We start from the raw sequence: 20,192 nt of genomic DNA, 5'->3' as shown, positions 1-20,192 counted from the left end.
ACATCTTTCGAGCTGCAGGTCCTGCCTCGCGAACGACCAAAAAGGGGTGCAAAGTCGACATCGCATATCGCAGCTGGAATGTCCGGTATCGCACTAATGGGTCTCCAATCCGGACTGAGTACAATGTCCCAGAGCTGGTCATTCCTCCCGGTCGAACATGGCCGTCAACGAGCGTCCGCTTCTGGGAGCAGACAGCGCCGCCTAGACGACCGAGAAGGGCGCAACCCGGCCGGGAGGAACGACCAGCTTCTGACCGCGTCATACCTGCATGAGTAACGACCCGTACAACCTGAGCCGCTTCCTCGCCGCCCAACAGTCCACTTATGCAGCCGCGCTTGCCGAGCTGCGCCAGGGCAGGAAGACCAGCCACTGGATGTGGTTCATTTTCCCGCAGATGGCTGGCCTGGGCCGCAGCTCTACCGCACAGCATTACGCCATCGCGTCACTGGACGAGGCTCGCGCCTATCTCGAGCACCCCAACCTCGGCGACCGCCTGCGAGAATGTGTGCGGACGCTGGAGAGCCTGCCGCACGGCAGCAGCGCGGCCGGTGTGCTGGGAGAGGTGGACGCCATGAAGCTACGGTCGTCCCTTACCCTGTTCGAGGCTGCGGGTGGCGGTGACCTGTTCAGCGCCGCGCTGGACCGCTGGTTCGGCGGCGTGCGCGATGATGCCACCCTTCAGCTGCTGGCACGGCAATAATATCACGGCGTCAGCATCCGTCATCGAATACGAGCGGGCAACCGATATAGCGTCATCGATCCGAATGTGGAGCGAATGCATGAGCAATCCGTCAAAGCCATGGGATGGAGCACTGGTCCGTAAATGGCTGGCGCGCCGATTGGACGTATCGAAGCTGGATCAGGCAGCGGCCGACCGGCGCGGCTATGAGGCGCGCGATGACTATGACAAGACCGCCGCCGAGGAATGGGTGTGCCGTGCCCTTCAGGCTCCTGATTGCACCGAAGAGCAGACCCCGTTTGCCCAGCGCCTCAAGGCGCTGATCGGCCATGAGGAATATCATGCGACGGGCGTTTACGACGATGTACGGTTCGAGCGCCATGTTCGCAGCCATCTGAGGAAAGTCGCCAAGATGGCCAAGGCGAATGATGGGTTCGAGAAAATGCTGCATCATCAGTGAGGCGCATGCGTTGGCCGGTCTGAACGCAGGCCTTTCCCGAAACCCGGCCGGGACAGCCGCAGGCAGGGCGTGGCTGCCAGCCCGCTTTCCGATCATCCCTTCTCAAGCCGCCGCACCAATGCCCTGATCTGCTCCATGGGAACGAGCGTGGCGCTGCCCAGTTTGAGGATTTTGATCTCACCATCAGCGATCAGCTCATAGAATTTGCTGCGTCGGATGCCCAGCATACGGCAGGCATCGGGAACCCGCACCGTGATCGGCTCGAACCCGTCGGGGGTGGGAAGGTCTGTTGCCTTCAGCGCGCGATGTTCCCGGCTCATTGCAAACTCCTCAGCTTCAAGGTGGCGGGGTCGTCCGTGGCGGGTGCGGCTTTCCCGGCAAACCGGTCGGCGATCTCGTCGATCAGCTGCGCAAACATCCTGGCCCCTGTGGCATGCGCCGCCTCATCGACCGGGTGCATGGCGCCGGTGATGAGCTGATGCCGGACCATCCGCGCCAACACCTCCCAGACCAGCCCCTGGTTGCGGCGGAGCCATTGGGTATCGCGCTCGATCCGGGTCAGGCGGATGCCGATGTTCTCGTCGGATTTGGGTGCCTGCCGCCGATTGAACCAGGCGTCGAGCGCCTCGACCAGAATCTCGGACCGCGCGCGGCCTGAGCTTTTCGCCAGATGGTCGAGCCGCTTGCTCATCTCTTCGGGCAGAAACAGCTGATGCCGGGTCTTGTAGCTTTTCATAGGATGTCGCCTGCCCATGGGGATGTCGGGTGGCAGCGGACCAGCCCTTTGCAGGGGGGACATAAGAGCGATCCGCTACCGTGGACGATTATCGCCGTCCGACCTGTCGCAAGGCTATGGTGCTGATGGGCGCAGATCGGCCCGGATCGGACCCGGATCGCGCTGGCTCACATACCGCCGATGCTGGGACCGCTCCGCCCCCGGCCTATGGTCCAGTTGATCGACCGCCCGTCGCGCATGATCCCGGACAACGGTTTGCCGAAATGCCGTTCCAGGTCGTCGCGCCATGGCACCAGTGTGAAGTCCCGCGCCCGCTCGATCAACACAAAGCGTCCGGAGGTCATATCCACCCTGCGCCTGAGCGTCCCCTCGATCCGCGCGCCCGGTTCGATCTGGGTGAACTGCTTGCCCATCTCGTGCGACAACTGCCCTGCCACCCCGCGCATCTCACGGTCCCGCAGGATACGCAGCAGGTTGGGCCGATAGAAGACATCCTCCCCCTGCCGCTCGGCCAGTTGCTGCTCGACCAGCCATTGCTGCCGCAGCGCCAGCGCCTTGCGGACTTCCGCACCATAGCCCGTATCGGCGATGGCTATCCTGTCGGTCGCCACCAGTTCCCGGTCCAGCCAAGTCGCGGCATGAACGCCGGTCTGTGCGAGGATCGGCGTCGAGGACAGCATCTCGACCTTCATCGGTTCGGCGCGTACCTTCCGATGCTCATAGGCCAGCGCGGTATCGAGATGATCGGACCCGATCTGCCATGTCCCGTCGGGCGCGCGCTCGGGCTTGCCGATCGTCCTACGGATCGCCTCCAGTCGGCGGACATGAGTCTGGGCGAAGCTGTCGGTCGCCGTGGGGTCATGGCGCAGGTGGATATCGACCGTATAGCGACCGCCATGGGCCTCGGCGATCTGAGCAACGGTCCAATCGACCGAACGTGCTTCGGCCTGGAAGGGTGTCAGGCTGACCATGCCACCGATCGGCGTCGGTTCGGCGCTCGTGCCGATATCGACATAATGGCTGTGCCCATCGACGCCATCGACGATCAGATAGCGGCGCTCATGTTCATCGTCGGCCGTGCCCCGCTTCACGACCCTGCCGATGATGGGGCCTTCATTCTGTTCGGGTGTCTTGTCGATGCCATGCACCACATAGCGATCATGCTCCATCCCGGGCGCTGATTTCTCCTGCGTCATCTGGCGGTGCATCAGGCGGATGATGTCGCCGCGCATGCCCATGTCGATCAGCGTCTGTTCCATGTGCGGGGCGAGCCTCCAGGCCAGCGGCCCCGTCGGCTCGGCCAGTTCCATCCGCTCGAGCACACGGGCACGTGCGACCAGCAGTTGCTGATGCTGGGGATCGAACGCACGCCGACCTTCCTGTCCGCGCAGGTCGATGACCTGGTCGCGCGTCTGGTCGCTGGCCTGCGCCAGCATCATCCGGTCGAGCCGGGTGAGCCGTTCGGCATCGACCTCGCGCTCGAGCTGGTGGCGCACCTCCAGCTCGCTCTGCGGTCCCAGCGCCCGCGTCATGATCTGCGATCCCCGATGGCGAATGCCATGGGCGATATAGTCGCCCGCGATGTTGAGAGTCTTGCCGTCCTCGGTGATGCCCCGGACCAGGATATGGCTATGGGGATGACCGGTGTCGAAATGATCCACCGCCACCCAGTCGAGCGTCGTGCCCAGATCCTCCTCCATTTTCGCCATGAGATCGCGGGTGAAATCGCGCAGATGCTCGAAGGCAGGACCATCCTCGGGTGCGACGATGAAGCGGAACTGATGCCGGTCGCCTGCCCCGCGTTCTGCAAAGGCCTTTCCGTCCGCATCATCGGCAAAGGTGGAATAGAAGCGTCACGGCTCGCCTTCGCGGCTGACGCCATCGCGTTCGAGATAGCGGAGGTGGGACCGCACAGCGGTCGCCTTGCCCGCCAGCTTCACCACGCGCGCCTTCACCGTCACCCGCCGGGGGCGCACCCGCATGCCGCTACCCCGGTCGAAGGACCAGCCCGAACCGCGCGGCACGGCGGCCGCGATCCGGGCGCCCCGGCCCCGCGCATTGAAGCGCCCAGTGCGAGGCGCTGCAACCGCAACAGCATCGCCCAGCCGACGCGGGTCGCCGCCGCGCCGGGCCACCTGCTTCAATATCTCAGCGCGCAGTCTGACAGTGCCTGGCGGGCGAGCGCTGTCGCGCCGTGAACGACCCACGCGGGGCTCGAAAATATCGTCATCTTGTGCCATCGGCAGGATATGGCGACCAAGGCCCCAAGGTCTCAAGTATCTCGCGCAAAAGCCCAGGACTTCGCGGCTTTGCGCGCCACCGGCGCCCAACCAGTCTCGCCAGCGAGACAGGTCGTCTCCATAAAAAACGATGTGCAGACAGGGGCTTGGCCGGGCAGATGCGACGAAGCGTGTCGGCCTTTATCTTGCTATACACGCCTTACCCGGCACCCCTTCCTTATGTTCACTCTATGTTCTATTCTCAAACCCGTTCCGATTCTCAGGGGAAGGGCCAGGCGTGAGCGTGCAGATCGAGGCAATGGATGGCGGCAGGCTGAGGCTGACCGGCGATGTCGAAGCCGTGCTGGCCCTTCCCGCCAGCGCGGTAACGGATGGCTTTTCCTTTGCCTTTTCTGATGGGACGTTGCTGCGCGGCCATCATGATATTGGCAGCGGACGCTGCCATTTTGCGCTTGCCGTAGAAGGCGCGGCCATCGTCAGTATCACGCGCGAGGGACGCCATGATCATGCACGGATCGACTGGAAAATCGAGTGGATGACGCTTGCCTGCGGCAGCAAAACGCTGTGCCCGATCCATGCGGAAGCGAGTGATGACGGGCGAAAGTTGGTGCTGGATATCGACATCAGGCAGGCTGCCTGAGGCGCTGACAGATGGATGTTATCGACGCGGAATCGATGACAAACAGGCCGTCATATATCAGCCTGAATGCAGCTTAGGCTGCCTTGGCAAGCGTCTCGATACGGGCTTCGCACGCCTCGCGAACGAGGCTCTGCAGCAACGTCACACGCTGCGCGATCCAGTCCAGTTCCTCGGCTGTGATGCGATAGGCACGTGAGTAGCGGGCCTTGATATAGGCATCGCGCAGGAGGGAATAGCAGCGCTTTTCGAAGCGGCTATCACGCGGCCAGACGGCTTTGAGCGACGGCTCCAGTTCCTCAGCAAGATCGCGAAGCCGGTTCAGATTATGGGTCTTGGGCGAATACAAAGTGCGGACGAGAAAGAGGCAGTGATAAAGCCTCTCAACGGACTGATGGTAGTTGAACGCCGCGAGGTTCAGATGCTCTTTCCCTAAATGGAATCCAGCTCCCTCGACGAACTCCTGCGCTGTGCCGAACCAATCCTCAAAATAGTCCTGCGTCTCCTTGAGCGCCTGTTCCGACGACAGCGGCTGCGGCTCGACAAAGGGGTGACCCGGCTCCTCGAACAGGCTGATCCCGTCCCGCAATATGTCCATGAAGAAGTAGCGGCCAAGCCGCAGCTTCTCATTCACATCGTCAAGGCTGTGATAGATGAGGCTAACCGGGGTGCGCAGGGCCGTGCCCGCCGACAGGTCCGCGAGGAACTGCGCCTCGGCCTTCTCCCAAAACTCGGCAATGTCGGTCAGATCGTCATGGTTGACGACGATGAGCAGGTCGTAATCGGAAAAATAGCGGCCCACCGGGTCTTCGACCCAGTCACCGCGCGCATAGCTGCCGAACAGGATGATTTTGAGCAGCTTGCCGTTGCGATAGCGCGGTTGGGTGCGCTGGGCCGTGGCGTTGGCGAAGCCCGCGCGCACCGTCTCGACCACATGCGTCAGTTCGCGCTGCTTGGCTTGCGGCAGATGATCGAGACTGGTCTTCATGGTCCTGATCCTAGCCTGCTATCGCAATGCCGCCAACCTCGCCGCGCAACTATGTGGGCGACGAGCGATGCGACGACGGCGCATCGGTATCGCGCAGATGATGGCCGATATGCACGATCGCGCGGGCCATCTGGCGTTCGACTGTCCTGACAGACAGCCCCGTCATATCGGCGATGTCGGCATAGCTCATCGCGTCCAAGCGGACAGCGAGGAATATCTCACGGCGGAGGCGCGGCATCGACAGCAGGGCCGCTTCCAGACGTTCGAGCCGTTCGGTATCGGCAATGTCGGTCATGACATATCTCCCGTTCCAAGAGAGGACCGGCGGCGTGGAGGCCGCCGGTCAGGGACAGGTCATGCGGCCTGTGACAGGGGCGCGGGATCGGCGTCGATCTGGGCGTCGGCGGCATCGGGCAAGGCCATGGCCCGCGCGGCGCTGGCGGTCCGGCTGACGCTGGCGACGCCGCAGCGTTCGGTATAGCTGCTGGCGGGAAACCGCAGCCAGCGCGGCACCCAGCCCTCGACCTTGGCGCGTCCGTTGCTGCCGCTGAGACAATCGCGGATGATCTGCCGCTTGGTCTTGCCGGTTTCCTTGACATTGGCCTCGGCAATATCCGGTCCCGCTACCTCGTTGAGCACCGCATCGATGACGGCGCGGTCGCGCAGGGTGTCCAGCAGCGCGTCGTCCGCCTGCCAGACCTGCGCCATGCCGATGCCAAGCTGCACGCCCAGTGCATCAACAATGTCGCTGCGGGCGTCCAGCGTTTCGCCCATCACCATGGACAAGACGGCCATGACGCTGGCATCGTCCAAGGCGCAGAGTTTGGCATAAAGGCTGGTCAGTCCATCGCTGCCGCCGGTAATGGTGGGCGTATCGGGATCGAAGGCCAGCAGCGCCAGCAGCCTGCGCCGCTCGCCATCGAATTGCGCTTCGGACATGCTGTTCTCGCCGCTTTCGGCAATAGCATCGGCGGCGCGCTGCGGTTCTGTCCGCACCGTCCAGAGCGGCGATCCCGCGATCATGTGCGCGACCGCCACCCGCAGGCACAGGCCGGGTGTATCAATCATTCGCGCGCGGACGGCGGCATGGCGGTGGAGATCGATATAATCCTGCTGGCTGCTGGTCAGTTCGGGACGCGATGGCTTGTCGCTGGCATCGCCACCCTCTTCACCTTTGGCAAGCCTGCGGGCCTCCTTCATGGTCAGATAGCCCTCATGGAAGACGACATCGCCGCGCGGACTGGTGACGACATAGATTTTGCCGCCTTTGCGCTTGGGGCAGCGTTCATAGTCCCAACCATGGAAGGGTTCGCCTTGCGGCAGCAGGACGACATCGCGCCATCCGGCATCGCGATATTGTTCGACCCGCGCCTCGATCGCTGCGGTCTGCGCGGTCCAGAAGGCGGCAACATCCGCGAAATAGCGATCTTCGCTAAACAGGTCGGCGACGATGGCACCTTCATAGCCGTATACATCGAACAGCGCCGCGCTGACCGGGATCGACGCTCCGCCCAACACCCATGATTTGAGCGCATGACCGGTGGGGCAATAGCTGTCGGGATCGTCGAGCAGCGCCAGCCATTGCTGCTGCTGGCTCTTGGTGGCCAAGGTCAGATGTCGCACGGACGCCGCTTCGATGTCACCGCGCCCATAGAGAGTACGAATACGCGGCAACAGATTGCCCAGCGCAAGGGTTCGCTTCACCTGCAACTCGGTGAGGCCGAAGGTGGTGGCGATATGATCGGCGCTGCGCCCTTCCCGCACCAGTCGGGTGAAACATTCCCAGCGAGTCACCTCGTCGGGATCGAGCCGGGCGATATTCTCGATCAGCGAGGCTTCCAGCGCTGCCGCATCGTCGCCCGCCTCGATCACCGCGCAGGGCAGCGCTTCGGCTTCACCGCTCTCCTGCGCCACGGCCAACGCAGCCTGATAGCGCCGTTTGCCCGCCACGATTTCATACGTGTCAGGTGTTCCAGTCTGCCGCACGATCAGTGGCACCAGCACGCCACGTGCGCGCACCGACGGCAGGATGTTGGACAGGTCCGCCTTGCCCTTGCCGCGCATGTTGACGGCAGCGACGGACAGGTTGGCGATGTCGATATGCTTGAGTTCCATTTCCCTTCACTCCTTCAAACCGCAGCAACCGGCGCCGGAATGGCGGGTGGGCGGCAGGAGCGTGACCAGCAGGCCCGCCGACAGAGCCGGGCTGCATCCGCAGGACTGAAACAAAGTGTAAGACCCGGCACAGCCGGGTTGCGGCCCGGCGCGGCGGGCCTACAGGGCAGCGACGCCCACCCGCCAGATCGACGCCGTCAAGGCCAACGCCGCCGCGCCCATGGCGCGGTGACCAACGGGCGGTGCGTATAGCACCGCCCCAGCGTTACTGATCGTTACCCGAATGGGACGAGACGCGCGGCACGCGTGGCTCGGTGGCGCGCAGCGACATAGAGCAGGGTCGCGCCGGCGGCGCGAAACGCCTCTATTATATGGAGACAGTCGCCTGAACCACGAAGCTTCATAAACTGTTCATGGGCTTGTTCGAATATTTTAGCGTCCGTGACGTGCCCCCCTGATTTCCTCCAGTCGGGATTAGAGCCGGGCAGCTTTGTTGCGCATGAGCGCGGATGAGCTTCGCCTAACGGATAAGCCCGTCTCTTTCGCCCCCGACATGGAAAATCCCGGATCGCCATCTAGATGCCAAGCCAAGGTAAGATCCCAAACCCACCCCGGCACCACCGCGTCCAAATTTTGTTCGTCACTCAGCACGTGGCCGTTCACCTTCAAGACCTTCAAGGAGCTATGGGCTGCACGAACCGACAGGACTGTGCGGGCTTGGTCTATTAGCACGAATCAAATGTCTTCAAGCGACACTCTATCAAACGCATTTCTTCGATCAGACGCCAGACGTCGCGCATTAAAAGCGCTGATCCATTCAGCCATGTCCGTGCGCCAGCGACGGGGGGGCGCCAGTGTCGCCTTTAGACTTGAAAACGTGATCGCCCCATGCGGCTAGCAACCCTCGCCGCATTTCCAGAAAGTTAGTCCGCTTGTAGGCCGCCACCACCTTGTCCGGCACGGCGTGAGCCAGCGCAGCCTCAGCGACGGCATCGGGAATGTGTGACATCTGCTCGGCCGCCCAATCCCGAAAAGTCGAACGGAAGCCGTGCGGAACATAGGGCAACTTTGCATCCCGCATGACCTTCGACACGGTCATATCAGACATCGCCTTGCCGGAAGGCGACGGAAACACCAGCGCATCCTTATCGTCCGATCGCCGATGCCGCCTAGCCCTCTCAAGGATCGCCAGCGCCTGGTCGTTCAGCGTGATGGTGTGGACTTCCCTGCTCTTCATGATCGACGCCGGCCGGTTCCATAGCTTACGATCCAGATCGATCTGCCCCCAGCACGCCTGGCGGACTTCTCCGCTGCGCGCTGCTGTCGCGATCACGAACATGAGCGCCAGTCGGCCCATCGTTTCCGCCGCGTCCGACAACTCCTGGAAATAAACGGGAACATCCGCATAGGGCATGGATGGCATGTTGCCGCCCTTCCGCTGCTTGCCCAGCAGCAGGGACAATTCCTTGCTCGGCGCTTCGGAAAGCCGCCATTTTTTCACCTTGGCGTAGTTCAGGACCTTCACGATCCGCTGCCGAACCTTCCGTGCCACTTCGGGCTTGTCGGTCCAGATCGGTTTGAGCGCGGCGGCGATGTCATTCGCATCGATATGATCGACCCGACGCTTGCCCAGGCTCGGGTTGGCGTGCTGCTTCAGCGATGCAAGGAAAGCATCAGCCTCTCGCTTGCCCCAGTTGCCCTCTAGCGCCTTATGGGCCTTCGTCACGGCAACAGAGAAGATCGGGGAGGCAGCGCGATCCTTATCCCGCTCGGCTACCGGATCGCGCCCGGCTTTGGCAACACGGCGGAGCAGCCGCGCTTTCTCCCTCGCCTCACCCAAAGTCAGCAATGCCCGTTCCATGACGGTCAGGTCGTCGCCAATAAGACCGTTCGCCGTGTCAGCTTTCAACCGTTCCATCTTGGTCGACACATCAACGCCGCCCAATCCGATGTCCCGACGCTGGCCGGCATATTGCACGCGCAGAACCCAGGACCGCGCGCCGCCAGGCTTGACCATCAAATATAATCCGTCACCATCGGCATGCCTTCCCGGCCCTGCCGCTTTGACGATAGCTGGCGTGAGCTTGCCCATTTTTGTTCCCTCAGCTGTTCCCACACTTTTATACGGACAACTGCGATTTTCAATGGATAATGGCGGAGAGAACAGACAGAGAAAACACTGTTAATTCTGCGGATTGATGGAAGATAGCGAACAACCCTGAACAAGTCGTTACGCTCCTTGTCGGGCATCCAAAACTTCCCCAGATAGTCACGCCGCAACATGGCAAAGGCGCCGATATGCGCGCCATGCTCATGGGCAGATCAGGGTATATCCTTCCGCATCGCGTCGATCATGATACGCCATATATTGGCGGCATCCCCCTGATGCGCCGGCAGGGGCTGTTCAGGACTCACATAGCGAACGAGTTCGGCTCCGGCTTCGCTCATCCGCGCGCTGGGCTCGTGTAGCGCTTCTATCACCACCAGCGCCTGGGGCATGTAGCCGTGCCACATCAGCCCGTCAGCGACGGGGGCGTCTTCAGGCTGGCCATCAAGGGCGCATAGAGCGCGGGCGGCGCGTTCGATCGGAGTCATGGCCCGAAGGTCGCGGAAGGATGTGAGCCAGTCAAGCTTCATCGCTGACGCAGGCGGCTTATGCCAATTGAATGCCCACCGCTTCCGCCACCTTGATGCCGTCGATCGCGGCGGACAGGATGCCGCCGGCATAGCCCGCGCCCTCGCCCGCCGGATAGAGGCCGATGACGTTGAGGCTTTGGAAATCCTTGCCGCGGGTGATGCGGATGGGCGAGGAGGTGCGCGTTTCCACGCCCGTCATCACCGCGTCGGGATGGTCATAATGGGCGATCTGGCGGCCGAAGGCGGGCAGCGCTTCGTGGAACGCCTCGATCACATAATCGGGCAGGCAGCGCGCCAGGTCGGTCGGGGTCACGCCCGGCTTATAGGACGGCACGACCTCGCCTAATTGTGTCGAAGGGCGGCGGGCGAGAAAGTCGCCCACGGTCTGGCCCGGCGCCCAGTAGGAGGAGCCGCCCGCGACATAGGCCATGGATTCCCAATGGCGTTGCAGGTCGATGCCCGCCAGCGGCCCGTCGGGATAGTCGCGCGCCGGATCGATGCCGACGACGAGGCCGGAATTGGCGTTGAATTCGGCGCGGCTATATTGGCTCATGCCGTTGGTGACGACGCGCCCTTCTTCCGACGTAGCGGCGACGACGCGGCCGCCGGGACACATGCAGAAGCTATAGACAGTACGGCCGTTAGCGCAGTGATGGGCGAGGCTGTAAGAGGCTGCGCCCAGATCGGGATGGCCGGCGCATTGGCCGTAGCGGGCGCGATCGACCCAGCTTTGCGGATGTTCGATCCGCACGCCGATCGAAAAGGGCTTGGCTTCGATATGGACGCCGCGGCTGTGGAGCATGGCGAAGGTGGGTCGGGCGCTGTGGCCGACGGCCAGGACGACATGGTCGGTATCGATCACGCTGCCGTCGTGGAGGACGAGGCCGCGCAAGCGCTGTTCGCCCGTGCCCGTGCGTTCCAGCACCAGATCGTCGACGCGCTGCTGCCAGCGATATTCGCCGCCCAGTGCCTCGATCTGGCGGCGCATCGCCTCGACCATGGTGACGAGCCGGAACGTGCCGATATGGGGATGGGCTTCCCAGAGAATGTCGTCGGGCGCACCGGCGGCGACGAACTCCTCCAATACCTTGCGGCCCAGGAAGCGCGGGTCTTTCACCCGGCAATAGAGCTTGCCGTCGGAGAAGGTGCCTGCCCCGCCCTCGCCGAACTGGACATTGCTGTCGGGGTTCAGCTCGGCACGGCGCCAAAGATCCCATGTGTCCTTGGTCCGTTCGCGCACCACCTTGCCGCGATCGAGGATGATCGGGCGGAAGCCCATCTGCGCCAGGATCAGTCCTGCAAACAGGCCGCACGGCCCCGCGCCGATGACGACCGGGCGCTTGCCCTGCCAGCCGTCTGGGGCATGGGTGACGAACTTATAGCCGGTGTCGGGCGTCGGCCGGACGTCATGGTCGTCAGCGAAGCGCGCCAGCACGGCCGCCTCGTCCACCAGATCGACGTCAAGCGTGTAGACGAGCAGGATGGCGGAGCGGCGGCGCGCGTCGTTGCCGCGCCGCACCAGGCTGTGGCCGCGCAATTCGTGCGGCTCCAGGCCGAGGCGGTCGCAAATGGCGGCGGGCATCGCCTCGGCGCTATGGTCGAGGGGCAGTTTCAGGCCGGACAGGCGGATCATGGCATCGCCCATAGTGCGTCGGGACCGGAAATGAAATGGCGGTCAGGCCATCCGCACCCGCCCGACCAGCCATTCGCCCGCCAGCGCGGCCAGCATCGACAGGCCGGTGAGCGGGAAGAATATGCCCAGTCCCAGCATCAGCGCTGCGACCATGCGCCGGGCGACGGGCGTGGAGGCGGGCGGCGCGTGCACGCGGCCATGCTTGCGCCGCTTCCACCACAGGATCGGCGCGGTGATGCACAGCGCCAGCAGGCAGAGGCAGCCCGCCAGCATCAGCAGGCGATTGGCCTCGCCATATTGCTGGCCCTGATGGGCGGCGATGCCCCATTCGACCGCTTTCGCCCCCGGACCGAACATGCGCCAGTCGATATCCTGCACAACCGCGCCGCTGGCCGCGTCGATGGTGAGGGCGCGGGCGTCGTCGGCGCGTTGCACCAGGCTCGCGACCAGATAGGGCGCGCCGGGATGGGACGGCAGGATGATCTGATAGCCATGGCGCAGCCCGCGCGCCGCGGCGATCCCCGCGACCGCATCCACGCCGATGTCGCCGATGGCCCCCACCGCGCCGCCGCCGTCGCGCAGGGTCCAGGGCAGCGCGTCCCTGGCCGGTGCGGTCCATGGGATGACCGCCATTTTCGGCCGGCCCCAATCGTTGGCGGCGACGACCGCGCGCAATCCGCCGCCCCAGATGTCGGTCCAGGGCATCCCCGTCACCGCGAGGAACAGGATGACCCCTGCTGACAGAAAGCCCAGCGTGCCATGCAGGTCGCGCCAGAACAGCCGCCCGGCGGTCCGTCCCCGGATCGCCAGTGCGGGCTGTCCCCGGCGGGGCCAGCGCAGATAGATGCCGGTGACGCATAAAAGGATCGCCCAGCCCGCGACGACCTCCACCAGCCGGTTGCCGATCGGGCCGGTCAGCGCCAGGCTGTGCAGATCCTTGACCGTCTTCATGACCCCGCCACTATGCATCGCGCCGAGGACGCGACCGTTAAATGGGTCAACGAGTTGGACAGTTGAATCGCCATTTTCGGCCCTGGCCGTGACCCGCCAGCTTTCCGTCCGAGCAGCCGGGATCAACAACTGCGTAACCCGATAGCCCGATATTCGTTGCGATATCGCAATGATTTTCGAGGGCGGCAATGGCCGCGCATCGGGCGGCGCGGTAATTCGCATCGGGTAGAGCAAGGCCTCCACCTCCGGCTTGTAGAGATAGAGCGCGCCGGTCACCGCCATCAACGCCAATATGGGCAGGACGATCAAACCGGCATAAAAATGCCAGCGCCACATCGCCCGATAGAATGCGCCTTCCGCCATGGTTCGGCTCCCCGTCAGAAGTGCGCACGCACGCCGGCGTAAACCGCGCGGCGTTCGACGGGGTAGAAAGCGACGCTGCCTTCGTCGGCGGCGGTGGCGGCATTGTCCGGCGTGTAGCGGACGAGCGCACTGATATCGCCGATCGCGCGCCGGGCGGTCAGGTTGCGGGCGTCGAGGAACAGGGTGAGGCCATTGCGCACCTGCGCCTGCGCGCCCAGGTTCAGCATCGCATAGCCACCCACGCGCTTCGTGTTGGCATAATCGACCCAGGCGCCCTGCGGCAGCCATTCGATCGCCGGCGACAGGCTGAGACGGTCCGTCCCCAGCGTCAATTCCGCACGATAGACGTGGCGCGGGACCACTGGAAGGCGATTGTCGCCGAACTGCATGTCGTCGCGGAAACGAAAGTCGCTATAGCTGTACACCTGCCGCAGCGTCGCCCAGGGCGCCAATACCAGATCGAGGCCAGCCTCCAGCCCCTGATGCCGGGTGCGATCGGCGTTGAAGGTGGCGGCGGGGATGGTGCCGGCCACCACGCTATATTGCAGCATCTCGCCCCTTATGTCGGCGCGGTAGAGGCTGACGTCCCAGCGCGCTATGCCCCGCCGGCCACGCGTGCCGACCTCCGCGGTCCATGCCTTTTGCAGGCCGACCGGGGTAAAGCCGGGCGCGCCGCCTGCGGGCGTCTGGCTGAGTTCCCCAAAACCGGGCATTTCGACCGATCGGCTATAATTGGCGTAGAGCTGCACGGCCGGCGAGGGCTGGTAGAGCAGGCCAACCTTGGGCGCGAAGGCGTCGAAATCCACATTGCCGCTGCGTGCCGGTGCGAAGCGATTGGCGATGCGGCGCTCTCCATGGCTGTAGAGGCCGCCGGCGATCAGCCAGAGATTGGCGACCGGCGCGATGCGCGCTTCGCCATAGCTGTTGATGGTCTGGGCTTTTTGCCGGGCGTTGGCCGTAATCGCGCCGCTGCGTCCGCCGGTATTGACGAACTGGCGCGCCTGCACCGCGCCGAAACGGGCCTGGCTGCCCAGCGTGAGTTCCAGCGGCATGCCGCCCAGGTCGCCGGCCAGATCGAGGCTGGCGAAGACACCCCGATCCTCCGATTTCTGGTCGATCACCTGATAGATGGGATGGGACAGCGATTTGGCGTTGTAGAAGAGGCCGAAGGCGAGTGCGCCATGGCTAAGGTCAACGGTCGTGCGATTTTGCAGACGGATCGAATCGATGTCGCGGGCCTGATCGCCGGTGACATTGCCCTTGGCCGGATTGTTCAGGGCATCCCGCTCGCTCAGCGCACCGGCGAGTTTCTGGCGGATCGTCTGGGCGCTGGCGTAAAAGCGGGTTTCGGCATGCTCGCTCAGCTTCAACCCGACATTGCCGTTGAAGCGCAGCGCCTTGCGATCGCCATGGGCGCGGTCGCTGTCGGATCGGTCGGCGGTCAGCGCGGCATAGGCGTCGCCATGGTCGTCGGCATAGCCATAGGCGGCCTTGGCCCGGATCGTATCGAAACTGCCGCCATCGATGCGCAGCTCCGCCCCCGGCGCGCTGCGGCCGGTCGGCGTCACCGCATTGATCGCCCCGCCCAGCGTCGATCCGCCGTAGCGCAGCGCATTGCCGCCGCGATAGACCTCGATATGCTGGAAGAGCTGCGGGTCCAGTTCCTGAAAATCGCCATTATCGTCTGCGGAATTGATCGGCACGCCATCCTGCAACAGCGTCAGCCCGCGCATATGATAGCCGCGCGACAGGCCCGATCCGCGGATCGATATCCGTACCTCCTGCCCGAAGCGCGGCTGGGTATAGACGCCCGGCGAAAAGGCCAGCGCATCGCGCAGGGAGACGGCGAGTTTATTCTCGAACGCTTCCGCGGCGATGACATCGACGCCGCCGGGGGTGCGCTGCACGCGGGCGGCGGCGGCCTCTACGGCGGGACTGGCGGTGACGATGATGGCGCTGTGTTCGGCGTCTTCGGCAAAGGCGGGAACGGCGGACAGGGCGAGAATGAGGGCGCACAGCGACAGGCTGCGCGCGGCATGGATAGGACGCATGGAACGACTTTCTGGAAATGGAAAATGCAGGATCGGCGCTCGAATCCGGGTGTTCCCGCGTAGGCGGGAACCCAGGTCGGACGGCAGGACTGGTTTCCCGCCTTCACGGGAACACGTCATCCTGGCACGAGAGCGCGTGGAAAATCAGAAAGTCGCAGGTGGCCCGGATGAGGGCGGCGGCGGCGCGGCCAGCCGTGCGATGACGCCGGTCTTGAGCGCGAACGCTATAACGCCATAAGCCAGTTGCCAGGCCGGCAACGGCAGGTCGGCGGCGACGAGCGGCGGCACCACGGGCTGGATCGAGGCGGCGAAGGGGCAATGTTGTTGGCCGGTCATGCCATCGTCCGGATGGCCATGCTTGCCCGGCGCGTCACCGCGCGGGACGACGACATTGACCGCGCCCTGCCCGGTGCACAGCGTCACCACCACGCCCTTTTCGGTGCGCACCGGCATGAAGCCGGCGGGCGCGATCAGTTGGATGGCAAGGACGAGCAGCGCCAGCGCGGCCAGCAGCCCGCGCGCGCCCTCCGATTGTCTGATCGCCCCCATCATGGCGCTTCCCTAGCGGCGACGGGACGTTCTGTCATCCGGTCAAAAGGTCCAACCAGCGCCGCTTACTAACCTTGACGTAAACGTAAAGTCGATTTACATCCTTATGGATGGACAACCGCAGCAGCATCGCCGGAATCGAACTGCCCGACCATAGCGAACGGCAGAGCTACAGCATCACCGACCTGAGCGAGGAGTTCGGCGTCACCGCGCGCGCGCTGCGCTTCTATGAGGATGAAGGACTGATCTCGCCGGAACGGCAGGGGCTGGCCCGCATCTATTCGCGGCGCGACCGCGCCCGGCTCGCCTGGATATTGCGCGGCAAGCGCGTCGGTTTCAGCCTGACCGAAATCCGCGAGATGATCGATCTGTACGACGCCGACGAAGAGCATGAGGCCCAGCGCCGCGTCACCGTGGACAAGTGCAAGGCGCGAATCGACCTTCTGACCCGGCAGAAAGAAGATATCGACGCTGCGATTGCCGAACTGGACGCCTTCGTCGCGACCATCGAACAGCGCTAATTCCCTCCCCTACCCTTCAATAAAAATATCGCAGGAGAAGACCATGCCCAGCTATGCCGCCCCCGTTCGCGACACCCGTTTCGTGCTGGACCATGTGGTCGGGCTGGACCGCTACGCCAACCTCCCCGGCTTCGAGAACGCCACGCCCGACCTGGTCGAGGCGATCCTGACCGAAGGCGGCAAGATGGCGTCCGAAGTGCTGTTTCCGCTGAACGCGGTGGGCGACAAGGAAGGCTGCACCCGGCATCCGGACGGCAGCGTGACGACGCCGACCGGCTTCAAGGCGGCGTTCGACCAATTCGTCGCGGGCGGATGGACGACGATCCACGGCCCGGCGGAATTTGGCGGCCAGGGCCTGCCCAGCGTGCTGGCGACGGCGGTGGACGAATATGTGCTGTCCGCCAACCAGGCGTTCGAAATGTATCATGGCCTGACCGCTGGCGCGGTCGCGGCGCTGATCGCCAAGGGCAGCGCCGAATTGCAGCAGCGCTATATTCCCAAGATGGTGTCGGGCGAATGGACCGGCACGATGAACCTGACCGAACCGCATTGCGGCACGGACCTGGGCCTCATCAAGACGAAGGCGGTACCACAGGCCGATGGCAGCTACAGCATCACCGGCACCAAGATCTTCATCTCGGCGGGCGAACATGACCTGTCGGAAAATATCATCCACCTCGTCCTCGCCAAGACGCCCGACGCGCCCGAAGGCAGCAAGGGCATTTCCTTGTTCGTCGTGCCCAAGCTGTTCGTCGGTGACGACGGGACAGTGGGCGACCGCAATGCCGTGTCCTGCGGGTCGATCGAGCATAAGATGGGCATTCACGGCAACGCCACCTGCGTCATGAATTATGACGGCGCGACCGGCTGGATCGTGGGCGAGGAGAATAAGGGCCTGGCCGCGATGTTCATCATGATGAACGCCGCGCGGCTGGGCGTGGGCCTGCAGGGGCTGGGCCAGGCGGAGATCGCGTTCCAGAATGCGGTCCATTATGCGAAGGATCGCCGTCAGGGCCGGGCGCTGACCGGGCCGAAGGAGCCGAACGAGAAGGCCGACACGCTGTTCGTCCATCCCGACGTGCGCCGGATGCTGATGGAGGCCAAGGCGATCACCGAAGGACTGCGCGCCTTCATCCTATGGGGCGCATTGCAGGTCGACCTGTCGCACCATGCCGCCACGGAAGAAGAGCGCCAGACCGCCGACGACCTCATCAGCCTGCTGACCCCGGTCATCAAGGGCTATGGCACCGACAAGGGCTTCGACGTGGCGGTCGCCTGCCAGCAGGTGTTCGGCGGCCATGGCTATATCTGGGAAAATGGCGTGGAGCAGTATGTGCGCGACGCGCGCATCGCCCAGATCTACGAAGGCACCAACGGCGTGCAGGCGATGGATCTGGTCGGCCGCAAGCTGCCAATGAACGGCGGGCGGGCGTTGCAGGCCTTCCTGAAGATCGTCGCGGACGAGGTGGCCGACGCCAAGGGGCATGAGAAGCTGAGCAGCTTTGCCGAGGCGCTGGAAAAGGCGAGCGCCCAGTTGGGCGCGGCGACCATGTGGCTGATGCAGAATGCGATGAAGAACCCCGAACATGCCGGGGCCGGCGCGCATCATTATATGCACATCATGGGCATCGTCGCGACCGGGCTGATGTGGCTACGCATGAGCAAGGCGGCGGTGACGCTGCTGGAAGCGGGCGAAGGGGACGCCAGGTTCCTGGAGGCCAAGCTGGTGACGGCGCGCTTCTTTGCCGAACGCATCATGCCCGACGCCGGATCGCTGCGCCGCAAGATCGAGGGCGGCGCCGACGCGCTGATGGCGCTGGACCCGGATATGTTTCTGGCGGCTTGATCGTAACGACCAGCATCGTGCGAAGGAAGGGCGGCCTGCGGGTCGCCCTTTTCTTTGCGTCAGGCCGCGAGCGGCAGTTGCTCCTCGACCGGCGTCGGCGTCACATCGTCCGCGACCGGCGCCTGCACCTTGGCCAGTCCGGCGATATAGCGTTCGGCGGTGACGACATCACGGCGATAGGCGAAATAGAGCGACAGAAGGGAAAACATCGTAGAGCCTCGATTGATGGATTTGCTGCGTTGCAGCATCAAGGTTCATCTGGGCTTTTGGGCGGGCCTTCGCAAATGCAATGCGGGTCAAGGCGATTGCAGTTAATGTATTCCATGACCCGTATCATAGCATTTGCAGGAGCACGCAGCACCCTGAAACACTAGCGATCACTCCCGGCTCCCGTTAGCATCCACCCATGCAAGCCCCCGACATCGCCGCGCCTTCGACGCCCTCCGCATCCCGCACATTGGGTCTGGCTGCCTGCATAGCGCTGGTCATGGGCAATATGATCGGATCGGGCGTGTTCCTGTTGCCTGCGGCCCTCGCGCCGTTCGGCTGGGATGCGGTGGCGGGGTGGGTCTTCACCATCGCCGGGTCTTTGGTGCTGGCCTTCGTCATCGCCCGGCTGACCGTCGCCTTGCCCGACGCCAATGCGTCGCAGATGATCGCGCGCGCCTATGGGCCGCTGGCGGGGTTCGCGATCGGCTGGATCTACTGGCTGTCGATCATCATCACCAACGTCACCATCGCGGTGGCGGCGACCGCGAACCTCAGCAGCGTGCTGCCGGTGTTGGCGAAGCCGGGCGTCGGTGCGATCTGCTCGATCGGCTTTCTCTGGGCGATGACCGGCGTCAACCTGATCGGCGCGCGCGCGGCGGGTATGACGCAGATCGCCACGACCTGCATCAAGCTGATCCCGATCATCATGGTCATGGTGCTGCTGGTGCTGATCCTGGGCAGCGGCAAGGCGCAAGTCGCGCCCTTCCCCGCACAGGGGTTGACCGGCGCGGGCATCACCGCGTCGGCCGCGCTGACGCTGTGGGCGCTGCTCGGCTTCGAATCCGCCAGCGTCGCGGCAGACAAGGTGCGCGACCCCGCCCGCACCATCCCGCGCGCCACGCTGATCGGCACGGCGGCGACGGGACTGATCTACCTGCTGGTCTGTTCGGGCATCGCCCTGACCCTGCCCGCGGCGGAAACCCAGACCGGATCGCCCTTCGGTGCGTTCGTCAGCCATTATTGGTCGCCGGGGCCGGCGCGCTATATCGCGATTTTCGTCGTCGTCAGTTGCCTGGGCGCGCTCAACGGCTGGACCCTGTTGCAGGGGGAAGTGCCGCTGGCGATGGCCCGCGCGGGCGAACTGCCACGCTGGCTGGCGAAGACGAATGCGAAAGGGACGCCGGTGCGCGGGCTGATCCTGTCCACGTTGCTGGCCAGCCTGTTGCTGATAGCGAACAGCCTGCAAGGGCTGGTGGCGCTGTTCACCGCGATGGCGCTGCTGGCGACGTCCGCCACGCTGTGGCTCTATGTCGGGTGCGCGCTGGCAAGTTTGCGTTTCCGCCTGGTCGTCCCGGCGGCGGTCATCGGGCTGGGCTATGCGCTTTGGACATTGTGGGGCGCTGGGTTAGTGGCCAGCGGGTCGAGCATCCTGCTGATGGCGGCCGGCCTGCCCTTCTACTGGTGGGCGCGGCGGGAGCGAACCGCCGATTGAGCAACGCACGCCGTGTTCCCGCGCAGGCGGGAATCCAGTTCAGACGGCGGGACTGGGTTCCCGCCTACGCGGGAACACGCTGTA

At 64.2% G+C, this 20,192-nt stretch carries 20 protein-coding genes; 6 read left to right on the top strand and 14 right to left on the bottom strand.

Going from position 1 to position 20,192, the window contains the following annotated elements; all coding sequences use genetic code 11:
* The first annotated feature begins 268 nt into the window (after positions 1-268).
* Positions 269-700, top strand: coding sequence for a DUF1810 domain-containing protein (locus tag K9B33_RS11155; RefSeq protein ID WP_224548777.1), 432 nt, complete (start codon positions 269-271; stop codon positions 698-700).
* A 79-nt stretch (positions 701-779) separates the two neighbouring features.
* Positions 780-1,139: a hypothetical protein gene (locus K9B33_RS11150; RefSeq protein ID WP_224548776.1), complete on the top strand. Its 360-nt coding sequence runs from the start codon at positions 780-782 to the stop codon at positions 1,137-1,139.
* Positions 1,140-1,231: 92 nt separating this feature from the next.
* Here the strand turns inward: K9B33_RS11150 and K9B33_RS11145 are convergent, their stop codons facing one another.
* The 4 genes from K9B33_RS11145 to K9B33_RS11130 all read right to left on the bottom strand — a co-directional run bounded on the left by K9B33_RS11145 (position 1,232) and on the right by K9B33_RS11130 (position 4,082).
* A complete protein-coding gene (locus K9B33_RS11145; protein ID WP_224548775.1) occupies positions 1,232-1,459 on the bottom strand; it encodes a helix-turn-helix domain-containing protein in 228 nt (75 codons plus the stop codon).
* Complete coding sequence (locus K9B33_RS11140) at positions 1,456-1,875, bottom strand: ribbon-helix-helix protein, CopG family (protein ID WP_224548774.1); 420 nt, start codon at positions 1,873-1,875, stop codon at positions 1,456-1,458. Before K9B33_RS11140 ends, K9B33_RS11145 begins: the two co-directional genes overlap by 4 nt.
* 167 nt (positions 1,876-2,042) lie before the next feature.
* A complete protein-coding gene (locus tag K9B33_RS11135) occupies positions 2,043-3,644 on the bottom strand; it encodes a DUF3363 domain-containing protein (RefSeq protein WP_411974005.1) in 1,602 nt (533 codons plus the stop codon).
* An 84-nt stretch (positions 3,645-3,728) separates the two neighbouring features.
* Positions 3,729-4,082, bottom strand: a complete 354-nt coding sequence (locus tag K9B33_RS11130; protein ID WP_224548770.1) for a hypothetical protein — start codon at positions 4,080-4,082, stop codon at positions 3,729-3,731.
* A 310-nt stretch (positions 4,083-4,392) separates the two neighbouring features.
* Between K9B33_RS11130 and K9B33_RS11125 the strand changes: the two genes are divergently transcribed.
* Entirely contained in the window at positions 4,393-4,755 is a 363-nt protein-coding gene (locus K9B33_RS11125; RefSeq protein WP_224548768.1) for a hypothetical protein, read from the top strand.
* Positions 4,756-4,828: 73 nt separating this feature from the next.
* Here K9B33_RS11125 and K9B33_RS11120 read toward each other — a convergent pair whose 3' ends face one another.
* From K9B33_RS11120 to K9B33_RS11080, 9 genes are all read right to left on the bottom strand, one after another.
* Positions 4,829-5,740, bottom strand: a complete 912-nt coding sequence (locus K9B33_RS11120) for a HEPN domain-containing protein (RefSeq protein WP_224548766.1) — start codon at positions 5,738-5,740, stop codon at positions 4,829-4,831.
* Between the two features lie 49 nt (positions 5,741-5,789).
* On the bottom strand, positions 5,790-6,035 hold the full coding sequence (locus K9B33_RS11115) for a sigma factor-like helix-turn-helix DNA-binding protein (RefSeq protein ID WP_224548764.1): 246 nt from the start codon (positions 6,033-6,035) through the stop codon (positions 5,790-5,792).
* A 59-nt stretch (positions 6,036-6,094) separates the two neighbouring features.
* Positions 6,095-7,855 carry a ParB/RepB/Spo0J family partition protein gene (locus tag K9B33_RS11110; protein ID WP_224548763.1) on the bottom strand — a complete coding sequence of 587 codons (1,761 nt, stop codon included), beginning with the start codon at positions 7,853-7,855 and terminating at the stop codon, positions 6,095-6,097.
* An 817-nt stretch (positions 7,856-8,672) separates the two neighbouring features.
* Positions 8,673-9,947 carry a tyrosine-type recombinase/integrase gene (locus tag K9B33_RS11105; RefSeq protein WP_224548761.1) on the bottom strand — a complete coding sequence of 425 codons (1,275 nt, stop codon included), beginning with the start codon at positions 9,945-9,947 and terminating at the stop codon, positions 8,673-8,675.
* A 230-nt stretch (positions 9,948-10,177) separates the two neighbouring features.
* Complete coding sequence (locus K9B33_RS11100; RefSeq protein WP_224548760.1) at positions 10,178-10,450, bottom strand: hypothetical protein; 273 nt, start codon at positions 10,448-10,450, stop codon at positions 10,178-10,180.
* 58 nt (positions 10,451-10,508) lie between these two features.
* Positions 10,509-12,125, bottom strand: a complete 1,617-nt coding sequence (locus tag K9B33_RS11095) for an NAD(P)/FAD-dependent oxidoreductase (protein ID WP_224548759.1) — start codon at positions 12,123-12,125, stop codon at positions 10,509-10,511.
* A 42-nt stretch (positions 12,126-12,167) separates the two neighbouring features.
* On the bottom strand, positions 12,168-13,439 hold the full coding sequence (locus tag K9B33_RS11090) for a PepSY-associated TM helix domain-containing protein (RefSeq protein WP_224548758.1): 1,272 nt from the start codon (positions 13,437-13,439) through the stop codon (positions 12,168-12,170).
* 14 nt (positions 13,440-13,453) lie between these two features.
* Positions 13,454-15,490 carry a TonB-dependent receptor family protein gene (locus tag K9B33_RS11085; RefSeq protein ID WP_224548757.1) on the bottom strand — a complete coding sequence of 679 codons (2,037 nt, stop codon included), beginning with the start codon at positions 15,488-15,490 and terminating at the stop codon, positions 13,454-13,456.
* Positions 15,491-15,634: 144 nt separating this feature from the next.
* Positions 15,635-16,042, bottom strand: coding sequence for a DUF2946 family protein (locus tag K9B33_RS11080; protein WP_224548756.1), 408 nt, complete (start codon positions 16,040-16,042; stop codon positions 15,635-15,637).
* Positions 16,043-16,149: 107 nt separating this feature from the next.
* Here K9B33_RS11080 and K9B33_RS11075 point away from each other — a divergent pair, with 107 nt between their 5' ends.
* Together K9B33_RS11075 and K9B33_RS11070 are read left to right on the top strand one after the other, a co-directional pair.
* Positions 16,150-16,560, top strand: coding sequence for a MerR family transcriptional regulator (locus tag K9B33_RS11075; RefSeq protein WP_224548755.1), 411 nt, complete (start codon positions 16,150-16,152; stop codon positions 16,558-16,560).
* Between the two features lie 43 nt (positions 16,561-16,603).
* Positions 16,604-18,406, top strand: coding sequence for an acyl-CoA dehydrogenase C-terminal domain-containing protein (locus tag K9B33_RS11070; RefSeq protein ID WP_224548754.1), 1,803 nt, complete (start codon positions 16,604-16,606; stop codon positions 18,404-18,406).
* A 59-nt stretch (positions 18,407-18,465) separates the two neighbouring features.
* Here K9B33_RS11070 and K9B33_RS11065 read toward each other — a convergent pair whose 3' ends face one another.
* On the bottom strand, positions 18,466-18,615 hold the full coding sequence (locus K9B33_RS11065) for a hypothetical protein (RefSeq protein ID WP_224548753.1): 150 nt from the start codon (positions 18,613-18,615) through the stop codon (positions 18,466-18,468).
* A gap of 197 nt (positions 18,616-18,812) precedes the next feature.
* Between K9B33_RS11065 and K9B33_RS11060 the strand changes: the two genes are divergently transcribed.
* Positions 18,813-20,108: an amino acid permease gene (locus K9B33_RS11060; protein ID WP_224548752.1), complete on the top strand. Its 1,296-nt coding sequence runs from the start codon at positions 18,813-18,815 to the stop codon at positions 20,106-20,108.
* The last annotated feature ends 84 nt before the right edge of the window (positions 20,109-20,192 follow it).

The organism is Sphingobium sp. 3R8 (assembly GCF_020166615.1).
Classification (GTDB): domain Bacteria; phylum Pseudomonadota; class Alphaproteobacteria; order Sphingomonadales; family Sphingomonadaceae; genus Sphingobium; species Sphingobium bisphenolicum.
Note: the sequence above shows the minus strand (reverse complement) of the source record. Positions and strands in the feature narration are given on the sequence as shown.